This is a genomic window from Pseudomonas sp. BB438, assembly GCF_057180225.1.
Genome location: NZ_CM170001.1, coordinates 3,560,129 through 3,582,277, shown reverse-complemented (window position 1 = coordinate 3,582,277; position 22,149 = coordinate 3,560,129). Strand labels below are relative to the sequence as shown.

The following is a 22,149-nucleotide window of genomic DNA, read 5'->3' as shown; positions in this document are numbered from 1 at the left end:
GGCGAAAAAAAGCGGCGCACCCCATCAGGGCTTGCCGCTAGTCACACTCAACAGATTGCCATCGCGGCAGAGCGTCAGAACTGCTCGGCGCGCAGTTCGTACAGGCTCTCGCTGCCGGCGAGAATCGAGGCCGCCAGGGATTCCACCCGAGGCAGCAGGCGCACGAAGTAGAAGCGCGCCGTGGCCAGCTTGCCGCCGTGGAAGTCGTCCTCCTGGCCCTGGCAGGCCTGCGCCATGCGCGCCCACAGGTAGGCATAGGCGGTGTAGCCGAACAGGTGCAGGTACTCGACTGACGCCGCGCCGATTTCCTGCGGTTGACCAACGGCCTGCTCGCGCACGAAACGGGTGACGGATTCGAGCAACTCCAGGGCATCCAGCAGCGGGCCGGTGAAGGCCGCCATGTCCGCGCAGGCGGCGCCATCGACGAAGGAACGGATCTCGCCAGCGAACAGCGCAAGCGCACGGCCACCGTCGGCGATCACCTTGCGCCCGAGCAGATCGAGGGCCTGGATGCCGTTGGTGCCTTCATAGATCTGCGCGATGCGCACGTCGCGCACCAGTTGCTCCTGGCCCCATTCGCGGATGAATCCGTGGCCACCGAATACCTGCTGGCCGTGGATGCAGCTTTCCAGCCCGGTATCGGTGAAGAAGGCCTTGGCGACCGGCGTCAGCAGCGCCACCAGCGCCTGGGCCGACTCGCGCTCGCCGGCGTCTTCGGCGTACTTGGCGACGTCCAGCTGCTGGCCGACGTAGGTGGAGAAGGCGCGGCCGCCTTCGGTCAGGGCCTTCATGGTCAGCAGCATGCGGCGCACATCGGGGTGCACGATGATCGGGTCGGCGGCCTTGTCCTTCGCCACCGGGCCGGTCGCGGCGCGGCTCTGCAGGCGCTCGCGGGCGTAGCTGACGGCGCTCTGGTAGGACATCTCGGCGCAGCCGATACCCTGGATGCCAATGGACAGGCGCTCGTAGTTCATCATTGTGAACATCGCCGCGAGCCCCTTGTTCAGCTCGCCGACCAGCCAGCCGGTCGCACCGTCGAAATTCATCACGCAGGTCGCCGAGGCCTTGATGCCCATCTTGTGCTCGACCGAGCCGCAGGACACGGCGTTGCGTGCGCCGAGTGAGCCGTCGGTCTGTACCAGGAACTTGGGCACGAGGAACAGCGAGATGCCTCGCGAGCCGGCAGGGGCGTCGGGCAGCTTGGCCAGTACCAGGTGGATGATGTTGTCGGTGAGGTCCTGTTCGCCGCCAGTGATGAAGATCTTGGTCCCGGTGACGCGGTAGCTGCCATCGGCCTGCGGCTCTGCGCGGGTGCGGATCAGGCCCAGGTCGGTGCCGGCATGGGGTTCGGTCAGGCACATGGATCCGGCCCATTCGCCGGCGTACATCTTCGGCAGGTAGGTGGTCTTGAGCGTTTCGTCGGCGTGGGCGTCCAGCGCCAGGCAGGCGCCGGCGGAGAGGGTGGAATAGAGGCTGAAGCTGGCGTTGGCGCCGTACATCATTTCCTCGAACTGCACCGAGAGCATCTTCGGCATGCCCATGCCGCCGTATTCGGGGTTGCCCGCCAGCCCGACCCAGCCGCCCTCGGCGTAGGTCGCGTAGGCTTCGCGGAACCCGGCGGGCGTGCGCACGTCACCGTCGGCGAAGTGCACGCCTTCCTCGTCGCCGCTGCGGTTGAGCGGAGCCAGCAGGCCGCTGGTGATCTTCGCCGCCTCTTCGAGGATGGCGTCGGCGGTGTCGGCGTCGATGCGCTCGGCCAGCGCCGGCAGGCGCGCCCAGAGGGCCGGGGCGTCGAACACGGCATCGAGCAGGAAGCGCATGTCGCGCAGGGGAGCGTTGTATTCAGGCATGGCGGACTCCGGCGCTCCCGCGGTGGGGAGCGCACGATGGCAGGAGAAGGATCAGGTCAGAGGGCGTTGGCCCAGTCGCGCAGGACGAACTTCTGGATCTTCCCGGTGGACGTCTTGGGCAGGTCGGTGAAGACCACGGTGCGCGGCACCTTGAAGCCGGCCAGGTGTTCGCGGCAGAAAGTCATGATGTCCTGCGCTTCGACCGCTGCATGCTCGCCCTTGAGGGTAATGAAGGCACAAGGCGTCTCGCCCCAGCGTTCGTCGGCGCGGGCCACCACGGCGGCTTCCATCACGGCCGGGTGGCGGTAGAGCACGCCCTCAACCTCGATGGTGGAGATGTTCTCGCCGCCGGAAATGATGATGTCCTTCAGGCGGTCGCGGATTTCCACGTAGCCGTCCGGGTGCCAGACCGCCAGGTCGCCGGTGTGGAACCAGCCACCGGCGAAGGATTCCTCGGTCGCCGTGGGGTTCTTCAGGTAGCCCTTCATCACGGTATTGCCGCGCATGAAGATCTCGCCGATGGTCAGGCCGTCGCGGGGCACCGGCTCCAGGGTCTTCGGGTCGGCGACCATCACACCTTCCAGGGTCGGGTAGCGCACACCCTGGCGGGACTTGATGCGGGCGCGCTCGTCCAGCGGCAGCTCGTCCCATTCACCGTGCCAGGCACAGACGGTCACCGGACCGTAAACCTCGGTCAGCCCGTAGACGTGGGTGACCTTGATGCCCATTTCCTCCACCGCGCCGATCACCTTGGCCGGCGGCGCCGCACCGGCGACCATCGCGTGTACCGGGTGGTCGATGGCGGCCTTGGCTGATTCGGGCATGTTGATCAGCGCGTTGAGCACGATGGGGGCGCCACACAGGTGGGTGACCTGGTGTTCGCGGATCAGGGTGAGGATCTTCTGTGGGTCGACCCGGCGCAGGCACACATGGGTGCCGGCCAGCGCGGTGACGGTCCAGGGGTAGCACCAGCCGTTGCAGTGGAACATCGGCAGGGTCCAGAGGTAGACCGGGTGCTGGCCCATGGACCAGGTCATCTGGTTGCCCAGCGCGTTCAGGTAGGCGCCGCGGTGGTGGTAGACCACGCCCTTGGGATTGCCGGTGGTGCCGGAGGTGTAGTTGAGGGAGATGGCGTCCCATTCGTCCTGTGGCCACTGCCAGGCGAACTCGGGGTCGCCCTCGGCGAGCAGCGCCTCGTAGTCCAGCGGGCTGACCGCATAGCCTTCGCCGAATTCCGGGTCGTCGACATCCACCACCAGCGGCGGATGGTCGAGCATGCCCAGGGCCGAATGGATGACGTCGCAGAACTCGCGGTCGGTGATCAGCACCTTGGCTTCACCGTGCTGCAGCATGAAGGCGATGGCCTCGGCATCCAGGCGCACGTTGAGGGTATTGAGGACCGCACCGATCATCGGCACGCCGAAGTGCGCCTCGACCATCTGCGGCGTATTGGGCAGCATCACCGCGACGGTGTCGCCACGGCCGATGCCGCGGGCGGCGAGGGCGGAGGCCAGACGGCGGCAGCGCTGGTAGGTTTCCTTCCAGGTGCGGCGCAGGCTGCCATGGATGATGGCGGTACGCTCGGGGTAAACGTGGGCGGTGCGTTCGATGAAGCTCAGCGGCGACAGCGCGATGTGGTTGACGGCCGCGCGCGGCAAGCCATGTTCGAAGATCGACATGTGGACACCCTGTGGCTGATTGTTAGCTCATTGTTCTGGTGTGACCCGTGGAGCGCTTGACAGCAGGCGGGTCGTGACCGGTGCGGCAAGCTGTCGCCCGGTCATTGCGGCGTTTTATAGCAATCTCGAATTGGATATGGAAGTTAAACCTAAGGTGTATGGTATAAGTACTATATTCATCCCCAGCCCCTTCGAGCCCCCTCGATGTCCGAGTTGAATACCCTGGTGCGCCTGGTGCGCGAGCAGGCCCCTGTGGCCGCGCAGGCCGACGTTCTGCAGCGGCTCTGTCTCGAGCGCGATGGCGTCGAGCGTGCGCTCTATGTCGAATGGCAACCGCGCAGCCAGAGCTTCGAAGCCCTGGCTGGTGCTTCGCGCCTGCCCCCGGGCAGCGGCGATCCGCTGCAGGCCAATGACCTGGCGCTGCTGGGGCGCCTGGATGGCGTGATCCGGCTGCCGCTGCGGGAGCTGCTCGGCACGCCGTGCTGGCTCAGCGGACGCTTGCGTCGCGCAGGCTGGAGCCAGGGGCTGGCGCTGGTTCTGCCACTGCGGGAAGAAGGACAGGGGCTGCTGCTGGTGGAAAGCGCCAGCGCGGACGCCGAGGCCTGGCTGGGCTGGATCGGTGAACTGCTGGGCGACGTGCTCGCCCTGGCTCATCAGGCGCGCCGCACGGCGCCGTTGCTCAGTGCCGATCCGCAGCCGGCGCTGGTGCTGGACGACACGGATACGCTGGTGGATTGCAACCAGGCCCTGCGCCAGCTGCTGGCCGAGTTCCCCGGTAGTGAGCCGCGTGACCTGCTGCCCAGCAACCGGGCACAGTTGCTGCGCACCTGCCTGGAACAGGGACGCGCAGTGCACGAGGTAACCGGTGAGCGCGAGGGCCGGCAATTTCTCTGGACCTTCGTGCCGATGCCCGCCGAGCGCCAGGTGCTGATCCACGGCCGCGAGATCACCGTGGCGCTGCGTGAACAACGCGAAGCCGCGAGGGCCAGCCGGTTGTACCGGCAGATCATCGAGAACACCACCGACCTGATTTCCCGGCGGACCCTCGACGGCCGCCTGCTCGACGTCTCGCCAGCCTCCTGGACGCTGCTGGGCTACTGGCCGGAAGAGTTGCGCGGCAAGGAACTGCTGCCGTTGCTCCACGAGCAGGATCGCCAGCGGGTGGCCGAGCGCACCCGCGATGCGCTGGTGCAGGACGGCTACGTGACCCTGACCTACCGCTTGCGCCATCGCGATGGCCACTATCTCTGGTTCGAGACGGCGAGCCGCGCCATCCGCGAGACCTACACCGGCCATGTGATGGAGGTGGTCAGCGTGTCCCGCGATATCACCGCGCGCGTGCGCGCCGAGGAAGGCTTGCGGCGGCTGGCTGGAGTGGTCGAGGCGAATACCGACCTGGTGCTGTTCGTCGATCCGGGCGGGCGCGTCACCTACCTCAACCCGTCGGCGCGGCGCGCCCTCGGGCTGGACGGCGAGGCACTGCCAGCGTCCGTTGCCGAGGTGCTGGACGACGGCCTGCTGGCGGCACTGGAGCGAGAAGGCTGGGAGAACGCCCGACGCGGCGGCGTGTGGAGCGCCGAAGGGCGCCTGCGCGGGCGCAATGCGGCGCCGCTGTCGCTGGTCCTGCTGGCGCATAGCACGGCAGGCGGCGAGCGCTATTACTCGCTGGTGGCCCGCGACATGACCGAGCGTGAGCTGCGCGAGAACCAGCAGCGCCGGCACCAGGACGAGCTGGCCCATACCGCGCGGCTGGTGACGCTGGGCGAACTGGCCTCGGGCATTGCCCACGAGATGAACCAGCCGCTGGCCGCCGTGATGAACTATGCCAGCGCCAGCCAGCGCTACCTGAAATCCCTCGACAACCAGCCGGATGCCGCGCAGCGCGTGGCTCAGGGGTTGGCGCAGATCGTCGAGCACACCGCCCATGCCTCCGAAGTGATCCGCCGCTTGCGGGCCTTCCTGCGCAAGGGTCAGCGGCGCATGCAGGCACTGGATCTCAGTCAGGTGGCGTGTGCTGCGCTGGGCCTGTGTGCCTGGGAAGCGGCCAGCGCGGAGGTGGTGATCAGCGAGGCATTCACCGACAATCTGCCACCCGTCTACGCCGACCGCGTGCTGCTGGAGCAGGTGTTTCTCAACCTGCTGCGCAACGCCATCGAGGCCAACCGCGAGTGCCATGCCGGCGAGCCTTCGAACGTGCACATCGGCAGCCACCGCGAACAGGACGGACAGCTCTGCGTCTGGGTGGAAGACGAGGGGCCGGGGGCGAGCGGGGCGACACTGGAACAGATGTTCACGCCGTTCTTCACCAGCAAGCCGGAAGGGCTCGGGTTGGGGCTGTCCATGAGTCGCGGCATCGTCGAAGGCTTTGGCGGCACGCTGGAGGCCTCAGCGGCGCCAACCGGCGGTCTGCGCCTGGAATGCCGGCTGCCCGCAGGGAAAACCGAACAATGACGGAGACAGTGATGGAAACGGCGGTGGTGTATGTGGTGGACGACGACCAGCGGATGCTCGACTCGACGGTCTGGCTGCTCGAGTCGGTCGGTCTGAAGGCGCGGCCCTTCACCAGTGGCCGCGAGTTCCTGGACGGCTGCCCGAACGATGCTCATGCCTGCGTGCTGCTCGACGTGCGCATGCCCGGTCTCGGCGGCCTCGCGGTACAGGAAGAGATGCGCCGGCGCGGTCTGGAGCTGCCGGTGATCTTCGTCAGCGGCCATGCCGACGTGCCCATCGTCATCCGTGCGTTCAAGGCCGGCGCGGTGGACTTCATCGAGAAGCCGTACAACGAGCAGCTGCTGCTGGACAGCGTGCAGCAGGCGCTCAGCTCCCGCGAGAGCCAGCACGCGTCCCGTTCGGAACTGGGCGAGCTGGAGGAGCGGCTGGCGGCGCTGACGCCCCGCGAGCGCGACGTGTTCCTGCCGCTGGTGCGCGGCTACACCAGCCGCGAGGTCGCCGAGCAACTGGACATCAGCGTGAAGACCGTGGACCTGTACCGATCTCGGGTCATGAAACGCATGCAGGCCGGGACGCTCCCAGACCTGGTGGGCATGGCCATCGCAGCCGAACTGGTCGACCCGTTGCAGTTGCGCCCGGCCTAACGGGCTCACCTGCGGCCTTCACGCTCCCGGTGCGCGCCGTGCGCATGATCGCGGCGCGGCCCACTCCTGCGGGCACGTTTGAAAGTTCGCCTCGGGGCGCGGTGGTTAGGGGGCGGACCTAGACTGCAGCATTGCCCTTACGGATCGCCATGATGCCCATCTCCCGACACCTGTCCGCCCTGGATTGGCCGGCGCTCACCGCGCAACTCGACGCCGACGGTCACGCGCTGATCCCCGGTCTGCTCGACCCGGCCCAGTGCGAAGCGCTTCGCGCCCTCTACGACCAGGAACGGCTGTTCCGCAGCCGGGTGGTCATGGCCCGGCACAACTTCGGCCTTGGCGAGTACCGCTACTTTGCCTATCCCTTGCCAGGACTGTTACAGGCGCTTCGTGAAGCTCTCTATCCGCCCTTGCGCGCCATCGCCAACACCTGGCACGCGCGCATGGGCACGGGGGGCCATTACCCGCCCCGGCATGCCGACTTTCTCGCAGACTGTCACGCCGCCGGGCAGCAGCGGCCGACCCCCTTGCTGCTGCGCTATCGCGCCGGCGACTACAACTGCCTGCACCAGGACCTCTACGGGGAACTGGCCTTCCCGCTGCAGGTGGCGATCCTGCTGTCTCGACCGGGTGAGGAATTCGATGGTGGCGAGTTCGTCCTCACCGAGCAGCGCCCGCGCCAGCAGTCACGGGTGGCCGTGGTGCCGCTGCGGCAGGGGGATGCCGTGGTGTTCGCCGTGGCCCAGCGTCCGGTCCCGGGCGCGCGCGGCTACCACCGGGTCAACCTGCGCCATGGCGTCAGCCGCGTACATACCGGCGAGCGCTTCACCCTCGGGGTCATCTTCCACGATGCGCTGTAAGGAGTAGCATGGATCGGTCCAGGGAACCGGGAGATCGACATGCACTATGAAGTGATTCAGCGCCACCGCAGCGAGTACCCCGCGCCCATCACCTTCGCCAAGGGTGCGCCGCTGTTCGTCGGCGAGCGCTACGAAGGCGCCGAAGGCTGGGAGGACTGGTACTTCTGCTCCACGCCCGGCCAGCGCGAGGGCTGGGTGCCGGCGCAGGTGTTCAACATGACCGCGCCGGGCGCGGGGGTGGCGATGGAGGACTACACCGCCCACGAACTCGACGTGGACGTCGGCGAGCGGCTCGAAGGCGGCCGCGAGCTGGGCGGCTGGCTCTGGTGCGTCCGCCCGGGCGGCGAGGCCGGCTGGGTGCCGCTGGATTGCCTGCAGGAAGTGAGCGCCTGATCCCGCAACGGTTCAGGCCTTGTAGCGCCGTCCGGCGCGCTGCTTGAGCCAGGCCATCAGCCCGCGCTGCTGCACCACCGCGGGCTGCTCCACCAGCAAGGCGGCGCTGGCCTTCTGGCGGAAGTCCAGCAGGCGGCCCATGGCCTCGGCGATCTCCTGGCGCGCTTCCATGCAGGGCGCCAGGGTTTCCTTGTCGAGGTAGTACGCGGCGCCGTCGCTGATGGCGGTGAATTGCGCCTGCCAGGCGGAGTCGGTCAACACCCCGGCCTCGCCGAAGACTTCGCCCGGGCCCATGCGGCCAGCCTCGATGGTCTGGCTGTCGTGGGGCAGGGTGACACTGACCACGCCCGAATCGATGATCAGCAGGCGGTTGCTGACGTCGCCTGGCGCCAGTAGCACGTCGCCGCGTTTGAAGGGGCGGCGCTGCATCCGGGCCGCCAGCTCGTCGCGCTCCTCGTCGCGCAGGGCATCGAACAGCCCCGAACGTACCAGCAGCGCGCGCGCCCGCGAGGCACTTTCACGCATGGGGGCGTCGGCTTCGGCGAGCAGGTTGATACCGGCAGCCTGCAGGTGGCGGTAGGCGAGATCGAACAGTTGGTTGCGGACTTCGCGCTTCTCGCCCATGGCAGCGACGAAGCCGCTCATCTCGTATTCCACGCCGTCGGGTGCGGACTTGCGCACGCTGACGGATGGCGCGGGACTGGTAAGCAGCGCGCGGCAGCCGCCGAGGGCGTGCTCCAGCGCCTCGATCACCTTGCGTGGGCGGATGTGCGGGCTGACCGTCAGGCTGGCGCTGACGCCGTAGAGATTGGCCGGGCGGCTCAGGTTGAGCACCTTGGCCTTGGCGGCGAGGGAATTGGGCACGACGGCGAGCGTGCCCTGGGAGGTCTGCAGGTAGGTGGAGCGCCAGTCGATCTCGGTGACCTTGCCCTCGATGCCGTCGATGGAGATCCAGTCGTCCAGCTGGTAAGGCTTGGTGGTGTTCAGCACGATGCCGGAGAACACGTCGCTCAGCGTGCTCTGCAGCGCCAGACCGAGCACGATGGCGACGACCCCGGACGTGGCCAGCAGGCCCTTCACCGGCAGCTCCAGCACATAGCCGGCGGCGGCGATGATGGCGACCAGGAAGATCAGCGCGCCGACGACGTCCTGCAGCAGGCGTCCGCCGTGACCGATGCGCTGCACCAGGAGGAAGCCCAGCACCACCGTCAGGCTGCGGGCGGCGAACAGCCACCAGATGATCTGCACCGCCGTGGCGACCATGTGGCTGGGCAGATCATCCGGCCAGGGCGCAGCCTGCAGCGGGTTCATCCCGGCGTTGAACAGCAGCAGGCTGAACAGCAGGAAGCCGACCAGGCGCACGGCAAGGCGCCAGTGCGGGTGATCCGCGCCGACCAGCCGCCAGAGCAGCAGGTCGATCAGCAGCAGGACGGGGGCGGCGAACAGCGGGTGAGTGGTCAGCAGGGCGGGCATCGAGCCTCTCCTTGGAACGATCGCAAGAAGATGGCACAGAAAGCGTTTTCTGGCAGCGGTCTCAGTTCAGGTAGCGCGAATCCACCAGCGTGCGCCACTCGCCGGTCTCGATCTCGCCGGCGATGCGCAACTGCGGCTCGGTTTCGTCGAACAGTACCAGGGAGCTGCCGTACTCGGGGGTATCGGTCTCGCGCACCTTGAGATTCTCGCGCAGCAGATCGAAACACTCGCTGTGGGTGACCAGCACCAGGTTGCGGTGCTCGGCCTTGTGCTGGCGGATCTGTGCGGCGAGGTCGCTGTCCTTGCAGCTGAGCAGCCAGTCCTGGCGCTGTACCGGATGGTCGAACATCAGGTCGGCGGTCTGCGCGGTGCGGTTCGCGGGGCTGCTGTAGACGTCGGTGGCGGTGAGGCCGAGGCGGGTGATGCTGTCGCCCATGCTCCTGGCGAGCTCGGCGGCACGCGCGGTGATACCGTCCGCGGCGCCCAGGCAGGCGGCGCTGGAGCGGTCACAGCGTTCCATGTGGCGTACCAGCAGAACCACACCGCCACGGGCCCAGTTCTGGGCGAACAGGCTGCCGCTGGGCACCTCTTCCAGTGGCGAGGGCAGCGAGCGCCAGGCAACCAGGGCGAGGGTGGTGCAGGTCAGGACGGACGCGACCAGAAAGCGAAGGTGGAGCAAGGGCAATCCTCATGCGCAGGCATCCGCGCGGAATGCGCGATGCGGCAGTGCATGCTGCCTCCAGCGGGTGACAATCACGCGATGAGTTGATGACGGGGCGGTGATGAAAGTTCCGTGACCCGCCTATCGACCGGTGTCGCCGGTCTGGCGCTCGAGCACGGTGACGGTCGCGGTCGTGCCGGCGCGCAACTGGCTGCGGCCTGCGTACTGCGGGTCGATGCCGATACGCACGGGGATGCGTTGCGCCAGTTTCACCCAGGTGTAGTTCGGGTTGATGTTCGCCAACAGGCGCTCGCCGGGGGCGTTCTCGCGATCGTTGATGGCGAAGGCGATGCTTTCGACCCGGCCGTCGAAGCGTTCGCCATTCATCAGCTGCACGTCCACGGCGTCGCCTTCGCGGATGCGCGGCAACTTGGTTTCCTCGAAATAGCCGCCGACGTAGAAGGAATTGCTGTCGACCAGGGCGACCAGGGAGTGGCCAGCGCTGGCGTAGTCGCCGGCGCGGGTCAGCAGGTTGGTCACGTAGCCGTTCACCGGCGCTACCACCTGGGTGCGTTCCAGGTCGAGACGGGCCTGTTTCTGCGCTGCTTCGGCGAGGGCGACATTGGCTTGCGCGAGGCTCTGATTGGCCTGTTCGCGCAGCAGCTGTGCTTCGGCCACGGCGACATCGGTATGGGCCTTCTCCCATTCTTCGTTGGAGATGGCGGAGCGGGCCTTCAGCGCCCGGCGGCGGACCTCCTCGCTTTGCCGCTGCTGCAACAGCGCGCGGTTGGCGGCGATGGCCGCCTGGGACTGGCCGAGCGCGGCGCGGGCAACTTCCACCGCACGGTCGGCGTGCAGCACCGCCAGCTCGTAGCGTGCCGGATCGATGGTGAGCAGCGCCTCGCCCTTGCTGACGTGCTGATTGTCCTTCACCCGCAGCTCGACGATGCGCCCGGTCACATCCGCCGAGACGGTCACCACGTCGGCACGTACCCGCGCATCTCGGGTCCAGGGCGCGCGGGTGTAGTACGTCCAGGCGAGGTAGCCGAGGATCAGCGCGAGGGCGACCACGACCAGGGTGATCAGCGGCGGCAGGGCTTTGCGCAGGCTGGTCATTCAGTGCAGGACTCCCATGAGCAGGATCAGGCTGGCGCAGATACAGGCATAGAGCGCGCCTTCGAACAGCGCCTCGTGCCAGACCAGCCGCAGCACGCCGAGGCGGCGCAGGGCCCAGTCGAGCAGCAGGAAGATCGGCAGGGCCAGCAGCAGGGCCTGGGCGAACGGGGGCAGGTAGATCCCCGCCAGTTCGATATCAGCGGGCATGCAGCGCAGCTTCCCCATGGTCGTCGTGGAGGGTGGCCGATTCGCCGTAGAGGTCGCGGAAACGCTCCAGCAGATCGGCGGCGACCAGCAGCGCCACGCCGCTGACGAACACCGGGCGCATGGCATCGCCGCTGGGGTAGCTGCCGTGGCTTTGCAGTTCGTCCAGTTCGTTGCCCAGCTCGCGCATGGCCGGCAATACCCGGTGCAACGGCGCGGCAGGCGGCTGGTCGAGACAGGCGGCGAGTTCATCGAGCAGCAGCGACAGGCGCTCGCGCAGCTGCTGCGGCAGGCCCTTGGAGTTGAGGCTCTCGCGGCGCAGCTGGTGCAGCACCACGCCAAGGGTCATGCTCGCCAGGCTGCACTGGAAGCGCTCGCCCGACTGGCTGTCACGCGCTGCCGGCAACAAGCCGAGCATGATCGCCAGGCGATCGACCATGCGGCTCTCGAACAGGAAACGACGCGCCTCGCTGGGCTTGGAGAGCAGCACCGAACGGACCTCCGCGCGGGTCCGGCGGGACTGGCGCCGCAGCCGCGCGTCCGCGTCGAACGGGAAGATCCAGGCGTAGACCAGCAGCGACAGCACGGCGGCGCTGACATAGCTGGCGGCAAACTCGAACCATTGCAGGGAGCCGTTGATCCACGCGCCCTGGTTCTGTGGCCCGACCAGCAGGAAGGTGGACAGCCCGAGGCCTATGCCGATCCCGGCGGTCTGCGGGTTGGCCAGGCCGACTGCGATCACGTACAGCAGCGGCGTGAGGAACAGCGCGAGCATCTCGAAATCACCGACGCTGGGCAGCAGCAGGAACTGCAGCAGCGCCGCCGCCACCAGCGCCATGGCCAGCCCGCGCATGTATGCCAGGCTCGCCATCAGCGGGCGAGGGAAGGTCGCCATCAGCGAGCAGAGGATGCCGATCAGGATCATTCCGGCGCGCGCCCCGTCCCAGGCCGTCTCGATCCAGATCCAGCCGGCGCAACACAGCGCAACGAAGGCGCGCGTGCCGTTCATCGCGGCGAGGTGGAAGTCCAGGTGCAGCGCGTGGACCTGGCTTTGCGGGTAGGAACTGCTGCCAGGGCGGCCTTCCTGGATCGCTTCGCTCAGCTCGATCATCTCGTCCAGTTGCTGCATCAGCCGTGCCTGTTCGAAGCGCAGCGCCCAGGCCAGGGAGCGCAGCGAATTGGGCAGGCCGTCGGCCAGCTCTTCGGCCTGGCGTGCGGCGGCGTCGAAGCGCTGGCGCAGTTGGGTGATGCGCTTGCGGCTGCCGCTGGGCAGGTCGCGACCGTACTCTGCCAGCTCGGCAAGGCAGGCCAGTTCGTCTTCGCGCAGGCGTCGCACGGAGTCGGGCAACGGACCGCTCAGGCGCGCCTCGATGAGCTTGCGCTGACGGCGCAGGATGGCCAGCCGGGACGTCATCAGCACCAGCTGGTTGGCCAGTTGCTGCACCAGTTCATCGGCTCCGCGAAGGCGCGGGGCGTCGAAGTAGAGGTGACGGCGCAGCAGCTCCAGGGCGGCGATCTCGCCCAGCAACTGCTTCTGCCGCTGCTGGAAGTCTTCCTCCCGCTCTTCGCCGCGGATCACCGCTGCCGCGTGCACGGCAATCAGCCGGATCAACTGGTCGACCTTGGCGAAGTAGCCGCGCGCCACGCTCTGTGGGCGGGCGAAGAACAGGCTGACCAGCGTCACGCAGGCAACACCCAGCAGGGTCTCGGTCACGCGGGTGATGGTCAGGGAATAGGTGGACTCGGGCGCCGGCTGGGCCAGCAGCGCGACGATCACCGCGGTGAAGCCGCTGAGCAGGAAGGCGTGGGAATAGGTGAAACGCATCAGCGTGCCGCCGGCCGTGCAGATCGCCAGCCAGAGCGCCAGGGTGACAATGAAGGGCAGCGGCGCCTGCGGGAACAGCGCCATGATCGCCACGGCCACGATGGCACCGATGGTGGTGCCGATCACCTGGGCGAAACTTTTCTGCAGGGTCATGCCGGCCAGCGGGGTGCTGATGATCACCACCGTCATGGTGGCCCACTTGGGCTGCTCGAGATCGAGCAGGAATGCCAGGTACAGCGTCAGCAACCCCGCGAGCACGGTGCGCAGGGCGAACAGCAGTGTGTCGCGGCCAGGATGAATGATGGCGCGCAAGTAGAGCAGCATGGGGGACATGCCAGGCCCTCCGGTCTGGGCGGGACGGCACGGCGTAGCAGCACGGTGCCAGCGAACCTAGATCAGTGTGGTCGAGGATCGCCGGCTTTGCGGGAATTTTCCGTTAGCCCGTGCTGTGCAGGGAGTGCGCGAGGCGTTCCTGGATGAAATCGAGGAAGCACTGGATGCGCAGCGCCAGCTGGGAGTTGCGGTAGTACACCGCATGGATCGGTTGGCGACGTTCGCTGGTCATGTCCGGGAGGACCCGCACCAGACGCCCGGCGCGGATATCGTCGCAGGTCATGAAGCTGGCCAGGCAGGCGATGCCCTGGCCGCCAATGGCCAACTGGCGCAGGGTCTCGCCGCTGGAGGCCGAGAGCGACGGATCGACCGTGAGGGTATCGCCGCCGGCATGGCGGATCGGCCAGACGTTCAGCGCCTCGGGCTGGGTGAAGCCGAGAAGGGAATGGCCGAGCAGTTCTTCCAGGTTGGCCGGGGTGCCGTGGCGCTCCAGGTAGTCCGGCGCGGCCAGCAGGTTCAGCCGGCTGCTGCCCAGCGGACGGGCGTGCAGGCTGGAGTCGGCGAGATGGCCGATGCGGATGGCGATGTCGGTGCTCTGTTCCAGCAGGTCGATGTTGAGGTCGTTGGTGTTGAGTTGCAGTTCGATATCCGGGTAGCGCTCGCGGAACGCACCGATGTGCGGGACCACCGCGTGCAGCATGAAGGGCGAGGCGGCGTTGATCCGCAGGCGGCCGGCCGGGGATTGCTGGCGCAGCGCCAGGCGTTCCTCCAGGGCATCCATCTGTTCGAGGATGTGACGGGCGTGATCGAGGAAGAACTCGCCTTCCTCGGTCAGCTTCATCCGCCGTGTGGTGCGGTTGAGCAGGGTGGTGCCGAGCTTTTCCTCGAGCTTCGACAGCGCCCGGCTCACGGCTGAGGGTGTCAGCCCCAGCTGTTCGGCGGCGGCAGTGATGGAACCGCAGTCGATCACCGTGGCGAAGGTCTTGAGTTCGTCGGAATGGGCTTTCATCGGCAGGCCTGTTCAGGAGAGGCGGGGGTGATTGTAGGGGCCTGGAGCGGGGATGTCCCTGCAGGAGCGGCCATGCTCGCGATCACGCCCACGGGCGCTCCTACAGGTCGGTTCCGGTATTTGGGATGCCGTGGGAGCGGGCTCTGTCCGCGATTGATCCAACATCCGTGCCTGAGGCTGGTCAGTAGGTGCCCGGGTAGGCGCCGCCATCGAGCAGCAGGTTCTGTCCGGTGAGATAACCCGCGTGGGCACTGCACAGGAAGGCGCAGAACGCGCCGAACTCCTCGGCGCTGCCGAAGCGGCCGGCGGGGATCTCCTGTTTGCCGGCATCCACCAGTTCGCCTTCGTCGCGGCCACTGAGTGTCGCGGCGCGGTGGAAGCCGCTGCGCAGGCGGTCGGTGTCGAAGGAGCCGGGCAGCAGGCCGTTGATGGTCACGTTGTTGCCCGCTACCTGCGGCTGGCGGGCGACGCCGGCGACGAAACCGGTCAACCCGCTGCGCGCGCCGTTGGAAAGGCCGAGGGTGGCGATTGGCGCTTTCACCGAACCGGAGGTGATGTTGACGATGCGTCCGAAGCCGCGCTCGGCCATGCCGTCGATGGTGGCCTTGATCAGCTCGATGGGGGTGAGCATGTTCAGCTCCAGGGCGCGCAGCCAGTCCTCGCGCTCCCAGTCGCGGAAGTCCCCGGGCGGCGGGCCGCCGGCGTTGTTGACCAAGATGTCGACCTGCGGGCAGGCGGCCAGCAGTGCGGCGCGCACCTCGGGCTGGCTGATGTCGCCGGGCACTTCGCGCACCTCCACGCCCAACTGGCGCAGTTGCGCGGCAGTGGCGGCGAGGGTGGCGGCGTCGCGGGCGTTGATCGCCAGGTTCACGCCTTCGCGGGCCAGCGCCAGGGCACAGCCCTTGCCCAGCCCTTTGCTGGCGGCGCAGACCACGGCCCAGCGGCCCTTGATACCCAGATCCATGATGTCCTCCTCAGTTTCGTGGTTAACGCTGCGGGAGCGCAGCTTGCCCGCTCGTCACGCCGGCTGCAACGCGGTCTGCGAGCCGGTTCGCCCCTGCAAACGCACGATTCAGCGCGAAATGACGCCCACCGGCACGGTCAGTTGGTGACTGCCGGCGCCGGCAGGCGACTGATCCATTTACCGCTGCCTTCGCCGGACTTCAAGCGGCGCAGTGCATGCGGAAGCTCGGCGAAGTCGAAGAACTGCCTGGCGGGCGCCTGCAACTGGCCGTCGGCAACGTCCCGCATCAGGCGCGCGGCAGCCCGGTGCAGCTCCTGCCAGTCGAGGGCTTCGCCATGGGCGTGGATGCTGTTGAGCGCCACTTCGTGCAGCGAGATAGCGGTGCTGAACGCCGGCAGGGGCGCACTTTCCTGGCGGTCCTGGATGCACACCAGGTGGCCGTTGTAGCCCAGCAGCGGGGCGAGGCTGGTGGCGTGGTTGCCGCTGACGGTGTCGAAGATCGCGTGCAGGCGACGCGGACCGAGGGCTTCGCGCAGTGGCTGGGTCCACTGGCCGTCGCGGTAATCGAAGAGGCCGGCGACGCCCAACTGCAGCAGGTGGTCGCGGTGTCTCGCCGACGCCGTCACCCACACGCGCAGGCCGCGTTGCAGGGCGAGTTGCGCCAGCAGGTAACCGACTGCACCGCCGGCGCCGGTCACCAGCACGTCACGGTTGGTGCACGCCGGCAGCTTGTCGAGCGCCTGCCAGGCGGTGAGGCCCGGGCAGGGCAGGCTGGCGGCGGTAGCGTCATCCAGCGCATCCGGAACCGGGTAGACAGCACGGGCGCGCAGCAGGCTGTACTCGGCGAAGCTGCCGCTGCGGGTCAGCGCCTGGTGATAGGCGACACGGGCGCCGGCGGGCAGGTGCACGTCGCTGCCCACTGCGACGACGATGCCGACACCATCGACGCCGGGTACCTGGCCCTGCTGCCAGTCATCACGCCCCCAGTCGATCATCTTCCAGTCCACCGGATTCAGGGCGATGGCGGTGTTGGCCACCAGCACCTCGTCCGGTCCGGGCGCGGGCACCGGCAGGCGGGTGAGGCTCAGGCCATCGAGGCCTGCGCCTGGCGTCCAGGTCCAGGCGGCGTAGTCGTTTGCAGTCATAGGGCCATTTGCACTCATGGGAACTCCTCGAAAACGGCAAAGCCGCCCCGAGGGGCGGCTGTCAGACAGCGACGGATCAATCCCAGGCCGGAGCCAGGCCTTCCGGGCTGGTGATGCGCTCGTTGCGGTCCAGCGCGGCGATGGCGGCCATGTCGGCGTCGGAGAGACGCAGGTCGACGGCGCGCAGGTTGCCTTCCAGGTTCGCGCGCTGGGTGGACGACGGGATCACCGAGTAGCCCAGCTGCATGGCCCAGGCCAGCGTGACCTGCGCCGGGGTGACGCCGTGACGCTTGGCGATCTCGATGATCACCTCGTCGCCCAGCACCTTGCCGTAGCCCAGGGTCATGTAGGAGGTGATGTGGATGCCCTGACTCCTGGCGAAGTCCACGACCTTGCGGTTCTGCAGGTACGGGTGCAGTTCCACCTGGTTGGTGGCGATCTGGCCAGCGCCCACGGCGGCGATGGCTTCCTGCATCAGCGCGATGGTGAAGTTGGAGACACCGATCTCGCCGGTCAGGCCCTGGGCCTTGGCGTCGGCCAGGGCGCCCATGAACTCGGCGACCGGGACCTCGCCCTTGGGCGACGGCCAGTGGATCAGGGTCAGCTCGACACGGTCGGTGCGCAGCTTGTGCAGGCTGTCCTTGAGGCTGGGGATCAGCTTGTCGGCAGCGTAGTTCTCAGTCCAGATCTTGGTGGTCAGGTACAACTCGTCACGCTTGACCTTGGCACCGGCGATGGCTTCGCCGACGTCGGCTTCGTTGCCGTAGATCTGCGCGGTGTCGATGGCGCGGTAGCCCAGGTCCAGCGCGGTGCGGATCGAGTCGATGACGGTCTGGCCCTTGAGGCGGAAGGTGCCGAGGCCGAAGGCGGGAATGCTCATGGGAAGTCTCCTTGGTCGATCAGTGAGTGGGAACCGCGCCAGGGGCGGCCGGTTCCATGGAATGACGGCGGTCCAGACGGCCGCTCAGGGCGGTCAGGCCGAACGCGGCGAGGGTGACGACGGCGGCGATCCAGGGGGTATGGCCCAGGCCCAGGTGGCTGACCACCAGGCCGCCCGCCCAGGAACCACCGGCCACACCGAGGTTGAACGCGGCGATGTTGAACCCGGCCGCCACGTCCACTGCATCCGGCGCCACCTGCTCGGCCTGCTGCACGACGTACACCTGCAGGCCGGGCACGTTGCCGAAGGCGACTGCGCCCCAGGCCAGCACGGTCAGCACGACCAGCCAGGGATTGCCGGCAGTGAAGGTGAGCACCAGCAGAACCGATGACAGCAGGCCGAAAATGATCTTCAGCGCGCTGACCGGACCGCGCTTGTCGGCCAGGCGCCCACCCCAGATGTTGCCGATGGCCACCGAGACACCGTAGGCCAGGAGTACGGCGCCGACCATGTTCGGGCTGAAACCGGCCAGGTCCTGGAGGATCGGCGCGAGGAAGGTGAAGGCGATCAGCGAACCGCCGTAGCCCACCGCCGTCATGGCGTAGACCAGCAGCAGGCGCGGCTGCAGCAGCACGCGGGCCTGGCGCAGCAGCGGAGCCGGCGGGGTGTGCTGGATGTGCTTCGGCACGAACAGCAGGCTGCCGAGCAGGGCGACCACGCCGAAGGCCGCGACCACCAGGAAGGTCACGCGCCAGCCCAGGTGCTGGCCGATGAACGTGCCCAGCGGGATGCCGGTGACGAAGGCCACGGTCATGCCACTGAACATGGTGGCGATGGCGCTGGCGGCCTTGTCCTTGCTCACCAGGTTGGTGGCGATGATCGAACCGACCGAGAAGAACACGCCGTGGGCGAGACCGGTGAGGATCCGCGCGATGATCAGCGATTCGTAACTGGGCGCCTGCCAGGCCACCAGGTTGCCGACGGTGAACAGCGCCATCAGGCCGACCAGCAGCGCCTTGCGCGGGATGCGTCCGGTCATGGCGGTGAGCAGCGGCGCGCCGATGGCGACGCTCAGGGCGTACAGGCTGACCAGCAGGCCGGCGGAGGGCAGGGTGACACCCAGGTCGGTGGCGATGGTCGGAATCAGGCCGACGATGACGAACTCCGTCGTGCCGATGGCGAAGGCGCTGAGAGTCAGCGCCAGGAGTGCGAGGGGCATGGTGTGGTGCTCCGGACGAATGGGATGCGATAGGAGGCATTGTCCGGAACTCGGCCGTTGAGAAAAACGCGGCAAACGGCAAAGGATAGTTGAGCTGGAGTCACGAATTGCCTGGGCTAGGCTTCCTGCATCCATGACGAGGATTCAGCCATGCAGTACACCGGCAGCTGTCACTGCGGCGCAGTGGCGTTCGTGTTCGACGCGGAACTGGATGAACTGGTGCGTTGCGACTGCTCGCTGTGCAGCAAGCGCAATGCCCTGATGGCAACCGTGCCGAAGGATGACTTCCGCCTGACGCGAGGCGATCAGGCAGTGCGCCTGTATCGCTGGAACAGCGGCGTGGCGCTGCATTACTTCTGCGGGACGTGCGGGATCTACGTCTACCACCAGCGCCGCAGCAACCCGGCGATGCTCAGCGTGAATGCCTGCTGCATCGACGGGCTGGACCCGGAAGCGCTGCCGGCGCGGCGGGTGGATGGCAAGAGCCGGAGCGTGGTGACCGGGCCAGCGCGGCAGTAGGGAATATCAGCGCAGGTAGCTGATCGGCGACCCGTCCACGGGATTGCTCAGTACGCCCATGGGAATGCCGTAGATATCCTCCAGCGTATCCCCGCGCATCAGCTCCGCCGGCGAGCCCTGGGCCAGCAGGCGGCCCCCGTGCAGGGCGATCAGGTGATCGCAGTAGCGCGCGGCCATGTTGATGTCATGCAGCACGACCAGCACGCCCAGTCCCAGTTCGCGGCTGAGTTCGTGAACGCGGGAAAGCACCTCCACCTGGTGCGCGATGTCCAGTGCCGAGGTCGGTTCGTCCAGCAGCAGGTAGCGGCTGTTCTGCGCCAGCAGCATGGCCAGCCAGACGCGCTGGCGCTCGCCGCCGGAGAGCAGGTCCACTGGGCGGTCGGCAAAGGCCAGGGTGTCGGTCAGGTCCAGCGCGCGGTCGATCTGCTGGCGATCCTCGCCGGTAACGCGACCCAGCGCGCCATGCCACGGATAGCGGCCGAAGGCGACCAGTTCGCGCACCGTCAGGCCATCGGTCTGCGGCAACTGTTGCGGCAGGTATGCGACCTGCCGGGCGAAGTCTCGGTTGCCCCAGTCCGCCAGCGGCTTGCCGTCCAGGCGGATGCTGCCGCCGCTGGCCTGTTGCTGGCGGGCCAGCAGCTTGAGCAGGGTGGATTTGCCCGAGCCGTTGTGGCCGATCAGGCCGATCATGTTGCCGTCGGCCAGCTGCAGGCTCAGTGGTTGCAGGAGGGTGCGACCGGGAACGCTGAAACTGACATTTTCCAGTTCGAACATGAGGTCATCCATCAGGGCGGCATGGCCGGGAAAAGCGGGAGCCCGACTCTAATCCAATCGCTAATGGTTATCAATTTTCCCAGGCGCTGTGGAACCGCCGGATTGATTGCCTGTCATTGTCGCAAACCGCTTATGATTCAACGTCGTACATGATCTGGTAGGGCCCATGGAGTCTGCTGTCGAACGCTACAAGCGGCTGGTCGCCGAAGCCCTTGCGCGTTATTTCCCGCGTACCACCGAATACCTGCGCGCCGAGCGCGAAGCGGCGCAGCCCAAGCCCGGTGCGCGCGGCAAGACAAAGGGCAAGGCGAAGGGCGCGAGCAAGGCGCCGGCCAAACGCAGCCCCCGAGAGAAGAAAGATGGCGATACGCCGGCGCCCAAGCGTCCGCGCACAACGGCTGCGGCCGGTATCTATGGCAGCGCCAGGGCCGCCGATGAGCAGCACGCCCTCGATATGCGCCAGCGCGTCGCCCAGGCCGCCGCCCACGGGGTGATCAGCCTGCCGTCGGACGAGCAGTGGGCGATGATCCTTGCGCCCGACCCGCTGGCCCGCATCTTCGCCGGCGCCGGTTCCGGCAAGTCGACCACGCTGGTGTTGCGGGTGGTCTACATGCTCTGCCACCTGGGCATCGATGCCGAGAAGGTAACGGTGATTTCCTTCACCAACGCCTCCTGCGCACAGCTGCGCGAGCAACTGGTGAAGGTGCTCGGCTACTGGGGGCATTCGTTCGATGCGGCGCAGGCGCGGCAGTGCGTGCGCACCTTCCACTCGGCCATGGGCACCCTGGCGAAAGTGGCGCTGAAGAATCCGCGCTGGTTCGAGCAGCTGGACGAGCGCGACCCCGCCAGCGAACTGGACAATCCCTTGCTCGCCGGTCGCTTGCGTCCGGCGCAGCAGCGTCTGCTCAAGCAGGTCTACCAGCAGTGCTATGCCGACCAGCCGCCGTTCCGCGGCCTGGTGCACCAGTTGCTGGAGTTGCCGCCGCCACCTGAAGCGGGCGAAGACGGCAAGCCGCCGCGCATCGGCAAGGCGCCGACGGATGCCTTCAAGCTGGCCGGCGAGCTCACCGCGCTGCCGCTGTTCGAAGCCTTCTACGGCCAGGCCGGGTTCATCGAGAGCATCGGCCTGCGTATCGACCAGTTGCAGCCGCAGAAACTCGCCTGCCCGCCGCGCGAGCGCCAGTTCATCCAGGCCCTGCAGTGGTTCTGGGCGACCTTCGATGCGGCCCTGCAGGAGCAGGGCCTGCTGACCTTCAACCTGGCGTTCCAGCGCCTGACCGATCAGCTTGGCGACGGCAAGCTGCCGGCCGAAGCGCTGGCGCCGTTCGAGCATTTGCTGATCGACGAGTTCCAGGACGTCTCGCCGCAGATCGTGCAATGGCTGCAGGCGTTGCACCGCGACCTCGCCAGGCGCGGGGAGGCGGTCAGCCTGATGGCTATCGGTGACGACTGGCAGTCCATCTATGCCTGGCGCGGCAGTTCGCCCGAGCTGTTCATGGACTTCGACCGGCACTTCCCCAGCAAGGGCCGGCGCAAGAGTCGCGTGTTGTTGCTGGAGACCAACTACCGCAGCATCGATCCGGTAATCCGCGATGGCGAGCGGGTGCTGGTGGGAGTGGCCAGCAAGCAGGCCAAGACCTGCCGCGCGTTCAAGTCGACGGAGGCGGGCGATCACGGGGTGAAGCTGGTGCAGCGCTTCGATGCGCGCAACAGCCTGCCGATCCTGCTGGATGAGATCCGCAAGCAGTGCGAGCACGTCGCCGCGCGCGGATCACGGGAGAAGACCGCCGTGCTCCTGCTCAGCCGGCGCAATGAAACCCTGCAGACCATTCTCGGCGAGCTGGACCGCAAGCTGCCGGTGAAGGGCATGACCATTCATCGCGCCAAGGGCCTGCAGGCGGAAGTGGCGATCATCGTCGACGACTGCGCGCCGCCGGAGAAACACCCGTTGCGCAGCGCGCTCTACGCGGCGTCCGGTTTCTTCGCCAGCAGCTACGACCAGGCCCAGCAGGACGAACAACTGCGCCTGGCCTACGTAGCGATTACCCGTGGTGTCAGCCGGGTCTTCTGGTTCACTCGCAAGGCCCAGGGGCCGACGGCGATCCTGGCGATGCGGCGCAACGTGGAAACCGCGCCGGCCTGAGCCGGGC

Annotated in this window: 19 protein-coding genes; 6 read left to right on the top strand and 13 right to left on the bottom strand. The window is 67.6% G+C overall.

Annotated features, from left to right (window positions below; genetic code table 11):
* Positions 1-74: 74 nt before the first annotated feature.
* Positions 75-1,850, bottom strand: coding sequence for an acyl-CoA dehydrogenase C-terminal domain-containing protein (locus AC1ZV1_RS16350; protein ID WP_484292627.1), 1,776 nt, complete (start codon positions 1,848-1,850; stop codon positions 75-77).
* Positions 1,851-1,906: 56 nt separating this feature from the next.
* Positions 1,907-3,529, bottom strand: coding sequence for an acyl-CoA synthetase (locus AC1ZV1_RS16345; protein WP_484292626.1), 1,623 nt, complete (start codon positions 3,527-3,529; stop codon positions 1,907-1,909).
* A gap of 204 nt (positions 3,530-3,733) precedes the next feature.
* Between AC1ZV1_RS16345 and AC1ZV1_RS16340 the strand changes: the two genes are divergently transcribed.
* The 4 genes from AC1ZV1_RS16340 to AC1ZV1_RS16325 all read left to right on the top strand — a co-directional run bounded on the left by AC1ZV1_RS16340 (position 3,734) and on the right by AC1ZV1_RS16325 (position 7,877).
* Positions 3,734-5,980, top strand: coding sequence for a PAS domain-containing sensor histidine kinase (locus AC1ZV1_RS16340; RefSeq protein WP_484292625.1), 2,247 nt, complete (start codon positions 3,734-3,736; stop codon positions 5,978-5,980).
* Between the two features lie 11 nt (positions 5,981-5,991).
* Positions 5,992-6,624 (top strand): response regulator transcription factor, encoded by a 633-nt coding sequence (locus AC1ZV1_RS16335; protein ID WP_484297579.1) that lies wholly within the window; start codon positions 5,992-5,994, stop codon positions 6,622-6,624.
* A gap of 152 nt (positions 6,625-6,776) precedes the next feature.
* Positions 6,777-7,484, top strand: coding sequence for a 2OG-Fe(II) oxygenase (locus AC1ZV1_RS16330; protein ID WP_484292624.1), 708 nt, complete (start codon positions 6,777-6,779; stop codon positions 7,482-7,484).
* 39 nt (positions 7,485-7,523) lie between these two features.
* Positions 7,524-7,877, top strand: a complete 354-nt coding sequence (locus AC1ZV1_RS16325) for an SH3 domain-containing protein (protein ID WP_484292623.1) — start codon at positions 7,524-7,526, stop codon at positions 7,875-7,877.
* A 12-nt stretch (positions 7,878-7,889) separates the two neighbouring features.
* Here the strand turns inward: AC1ZV1_RS16325 and AC1ZV1_RS16320 are convergent, their stop codons facing one another.
* From AC1ZV1_RS16320 to AC1ZV1_RS16275, 10 genes are all read right to left on the bottom strand, one after another.
* Positions 7,890-9,350, bottom strand: coding sequence for a mechanosensitive ion channel domain-containing protein (locus tag AC1ZV1_RS16320; RefSeq protein WP_484292622.1), 1,461 nt, complete (start codon positions 9,348-9,350; stop codon positions 7,890-7,892).
* A gap of 61 nt (positions 9,351-9,411) precedes the next feature.
* Positions 9,412-10,029, bottom strand: coding sequence for a lipopolysaccharide core heptose(II)-phosphate phosphatase PmrG (gene pmrG, locus AC1ZV1_RS16315; RefSeq protein WP_484292621.1), 618 nt, complete (start codon positions 10,027-10,029; stop codon positions 9,412-9,414).
* A 123-nt stretch (positions 10,030-10,152) separates the two neighbouring features.
* Entirely contained in the window at positions 10,153-11,127 is a 975-nt protein-coding gene (locus tag AC1ZV1_RS16310; RefSeq protein WP_484292620.1) for an HlyD family secretion protein, read from the bottom strand.
* On the bottom strand, positions 11,128-11,334 hold the full coding sequence (locus AC1ZV1_RS16305; RefSeq protein WP_484292619.1) for a DUF1656 domain-containing protein: 207 nt from the start codon (positions 11,332-11,334) through the stop codon (positions 11,128-11,130).
* Positions 11,324-13,489, bottom strand: coding sequence for an FUSC family protein (locus tag AC1ZV1_RS16300; protein ID WP_484292618.1), 2,166 nt, complete (start codon positions 13,487-13,489; stop codon positions 11,324-11,326). The genes AC1ZV1_RS16305 and AC1ZV1_RS16300 overlap by 11 nt, the downstream gene beginning before the upstream one ends.
* A gap of 103 nt (positions 13,490-13,592) precedes the next feature.
* Entirely contained in the window at positions 13,593-14,498 is a 906-nt protein-coding gene (locus AC1ZV1_RS16295; RefSeq protein WP_484292617.1) for a LysR substrate-binding domain-containing protein, read from the bottom strand.
* Between the two features lie 181 nt (positions 14,499-14,679).
* Positions 14,680-15,462 (bottom strand): SDR family oxidoreductase, encoded by a 783-nt coding sequence (locus tag AC1ZV1_RS16290; RefSeq protein WP_484292616.1) that lies wholly within the window; start codon positions 15,460-15,462, stop codon positions 14,680-14,682.
* A gap of 137 nt (positions 15,463-15,599) precedes the next feature.
* The gene (locus AC1ZV1_RS16285; protein ID WP_484292615.1) at positions 15,600-16,625 is read right to left on the bottom strand and encodes a zinc-binding dehydrogenase; all 1,026 of its coding nucleotides are present in this window, start codon (positions 16,623-16,625) and stop codon (positions 15,600-15,602) included.
* 58 nt (positions 16,626-16,683) lie between these two features.
* A complete protein-coding gene (gene dkgB, locus AC1ZV1_RS16280) occupies positions 16,684-17,487 on the bottom strand; it encodes a 2,5-didehydrogluconate reductase DkgB (RefSeq protein ID WP_484292614.1) in 804 nt (267 codons plus the stop codon).
* Positions 17,488-17,506: 19 nt separating this feature from the next.
* Complete coding sequence (locus AC1ZV1_RS16275) at positions 17,507-18,706, bottom strand: MFS transporter (RefSeq protein ID WP_484292613.1); 1,200 nt, start codon at positions 18,704-18,706, stop codon at positions 17,507-17,509.
* A 150-nt stretch (positions 18,707-18,856) separates the two neighbouring features.
* On the opposite strand from AC1ZV1_RS16275, the gene AC1ZV1_RS16270 reads away from it, so the two are divergent.
* Positions 18,857-19,225: a GFA family protein gene (locus AC1ZV1_RS16270; RefSeq protein ID WP_484292612.1), complete on the top strand. Its 369-nt coding sequence runs from the start codon at positions 18,857-18,859 to the stop codon at positions 19,223-19,225.
* Positions 19,226-19,231: 6 nt separating this feature from the next.
* On the opposite strand, the gene AC1ZV1_RS16265 is transcribed toward AC1ZV1_RS16270, so the two are convergent.
* Positions 19,232-19,999 (bottom strand): ATP-binding cassette domain-containing protein, encoded by a 768-nt coding sequence (locus AC1ZV1_RS16265; RefSeq protein ID WP_484292611.1) that lies wholly within the window; start codon positions 19,997-19,999, stop codon positions 19,232-19,234.
* Positions 20,000-20,165: 166 nt separating this feature from the next.
* Between AC1ZV1_RS16265 and AC1ZV1_RS16260 the strand changes: the two genes are divergently transcribed.
* Complete coding sequence (locus AC1ZV1_RS16260; protein WP_484292610.1) at positions 20,166-22,142, top strand: UvrD-helicase domain-containing protein; 1,977 nt, start codon at positions 20,166-20,168, stop codon at positions 22,140-22,142.
* Positions 22,143-22,149 lie beyond the last annotated feature (7 nt).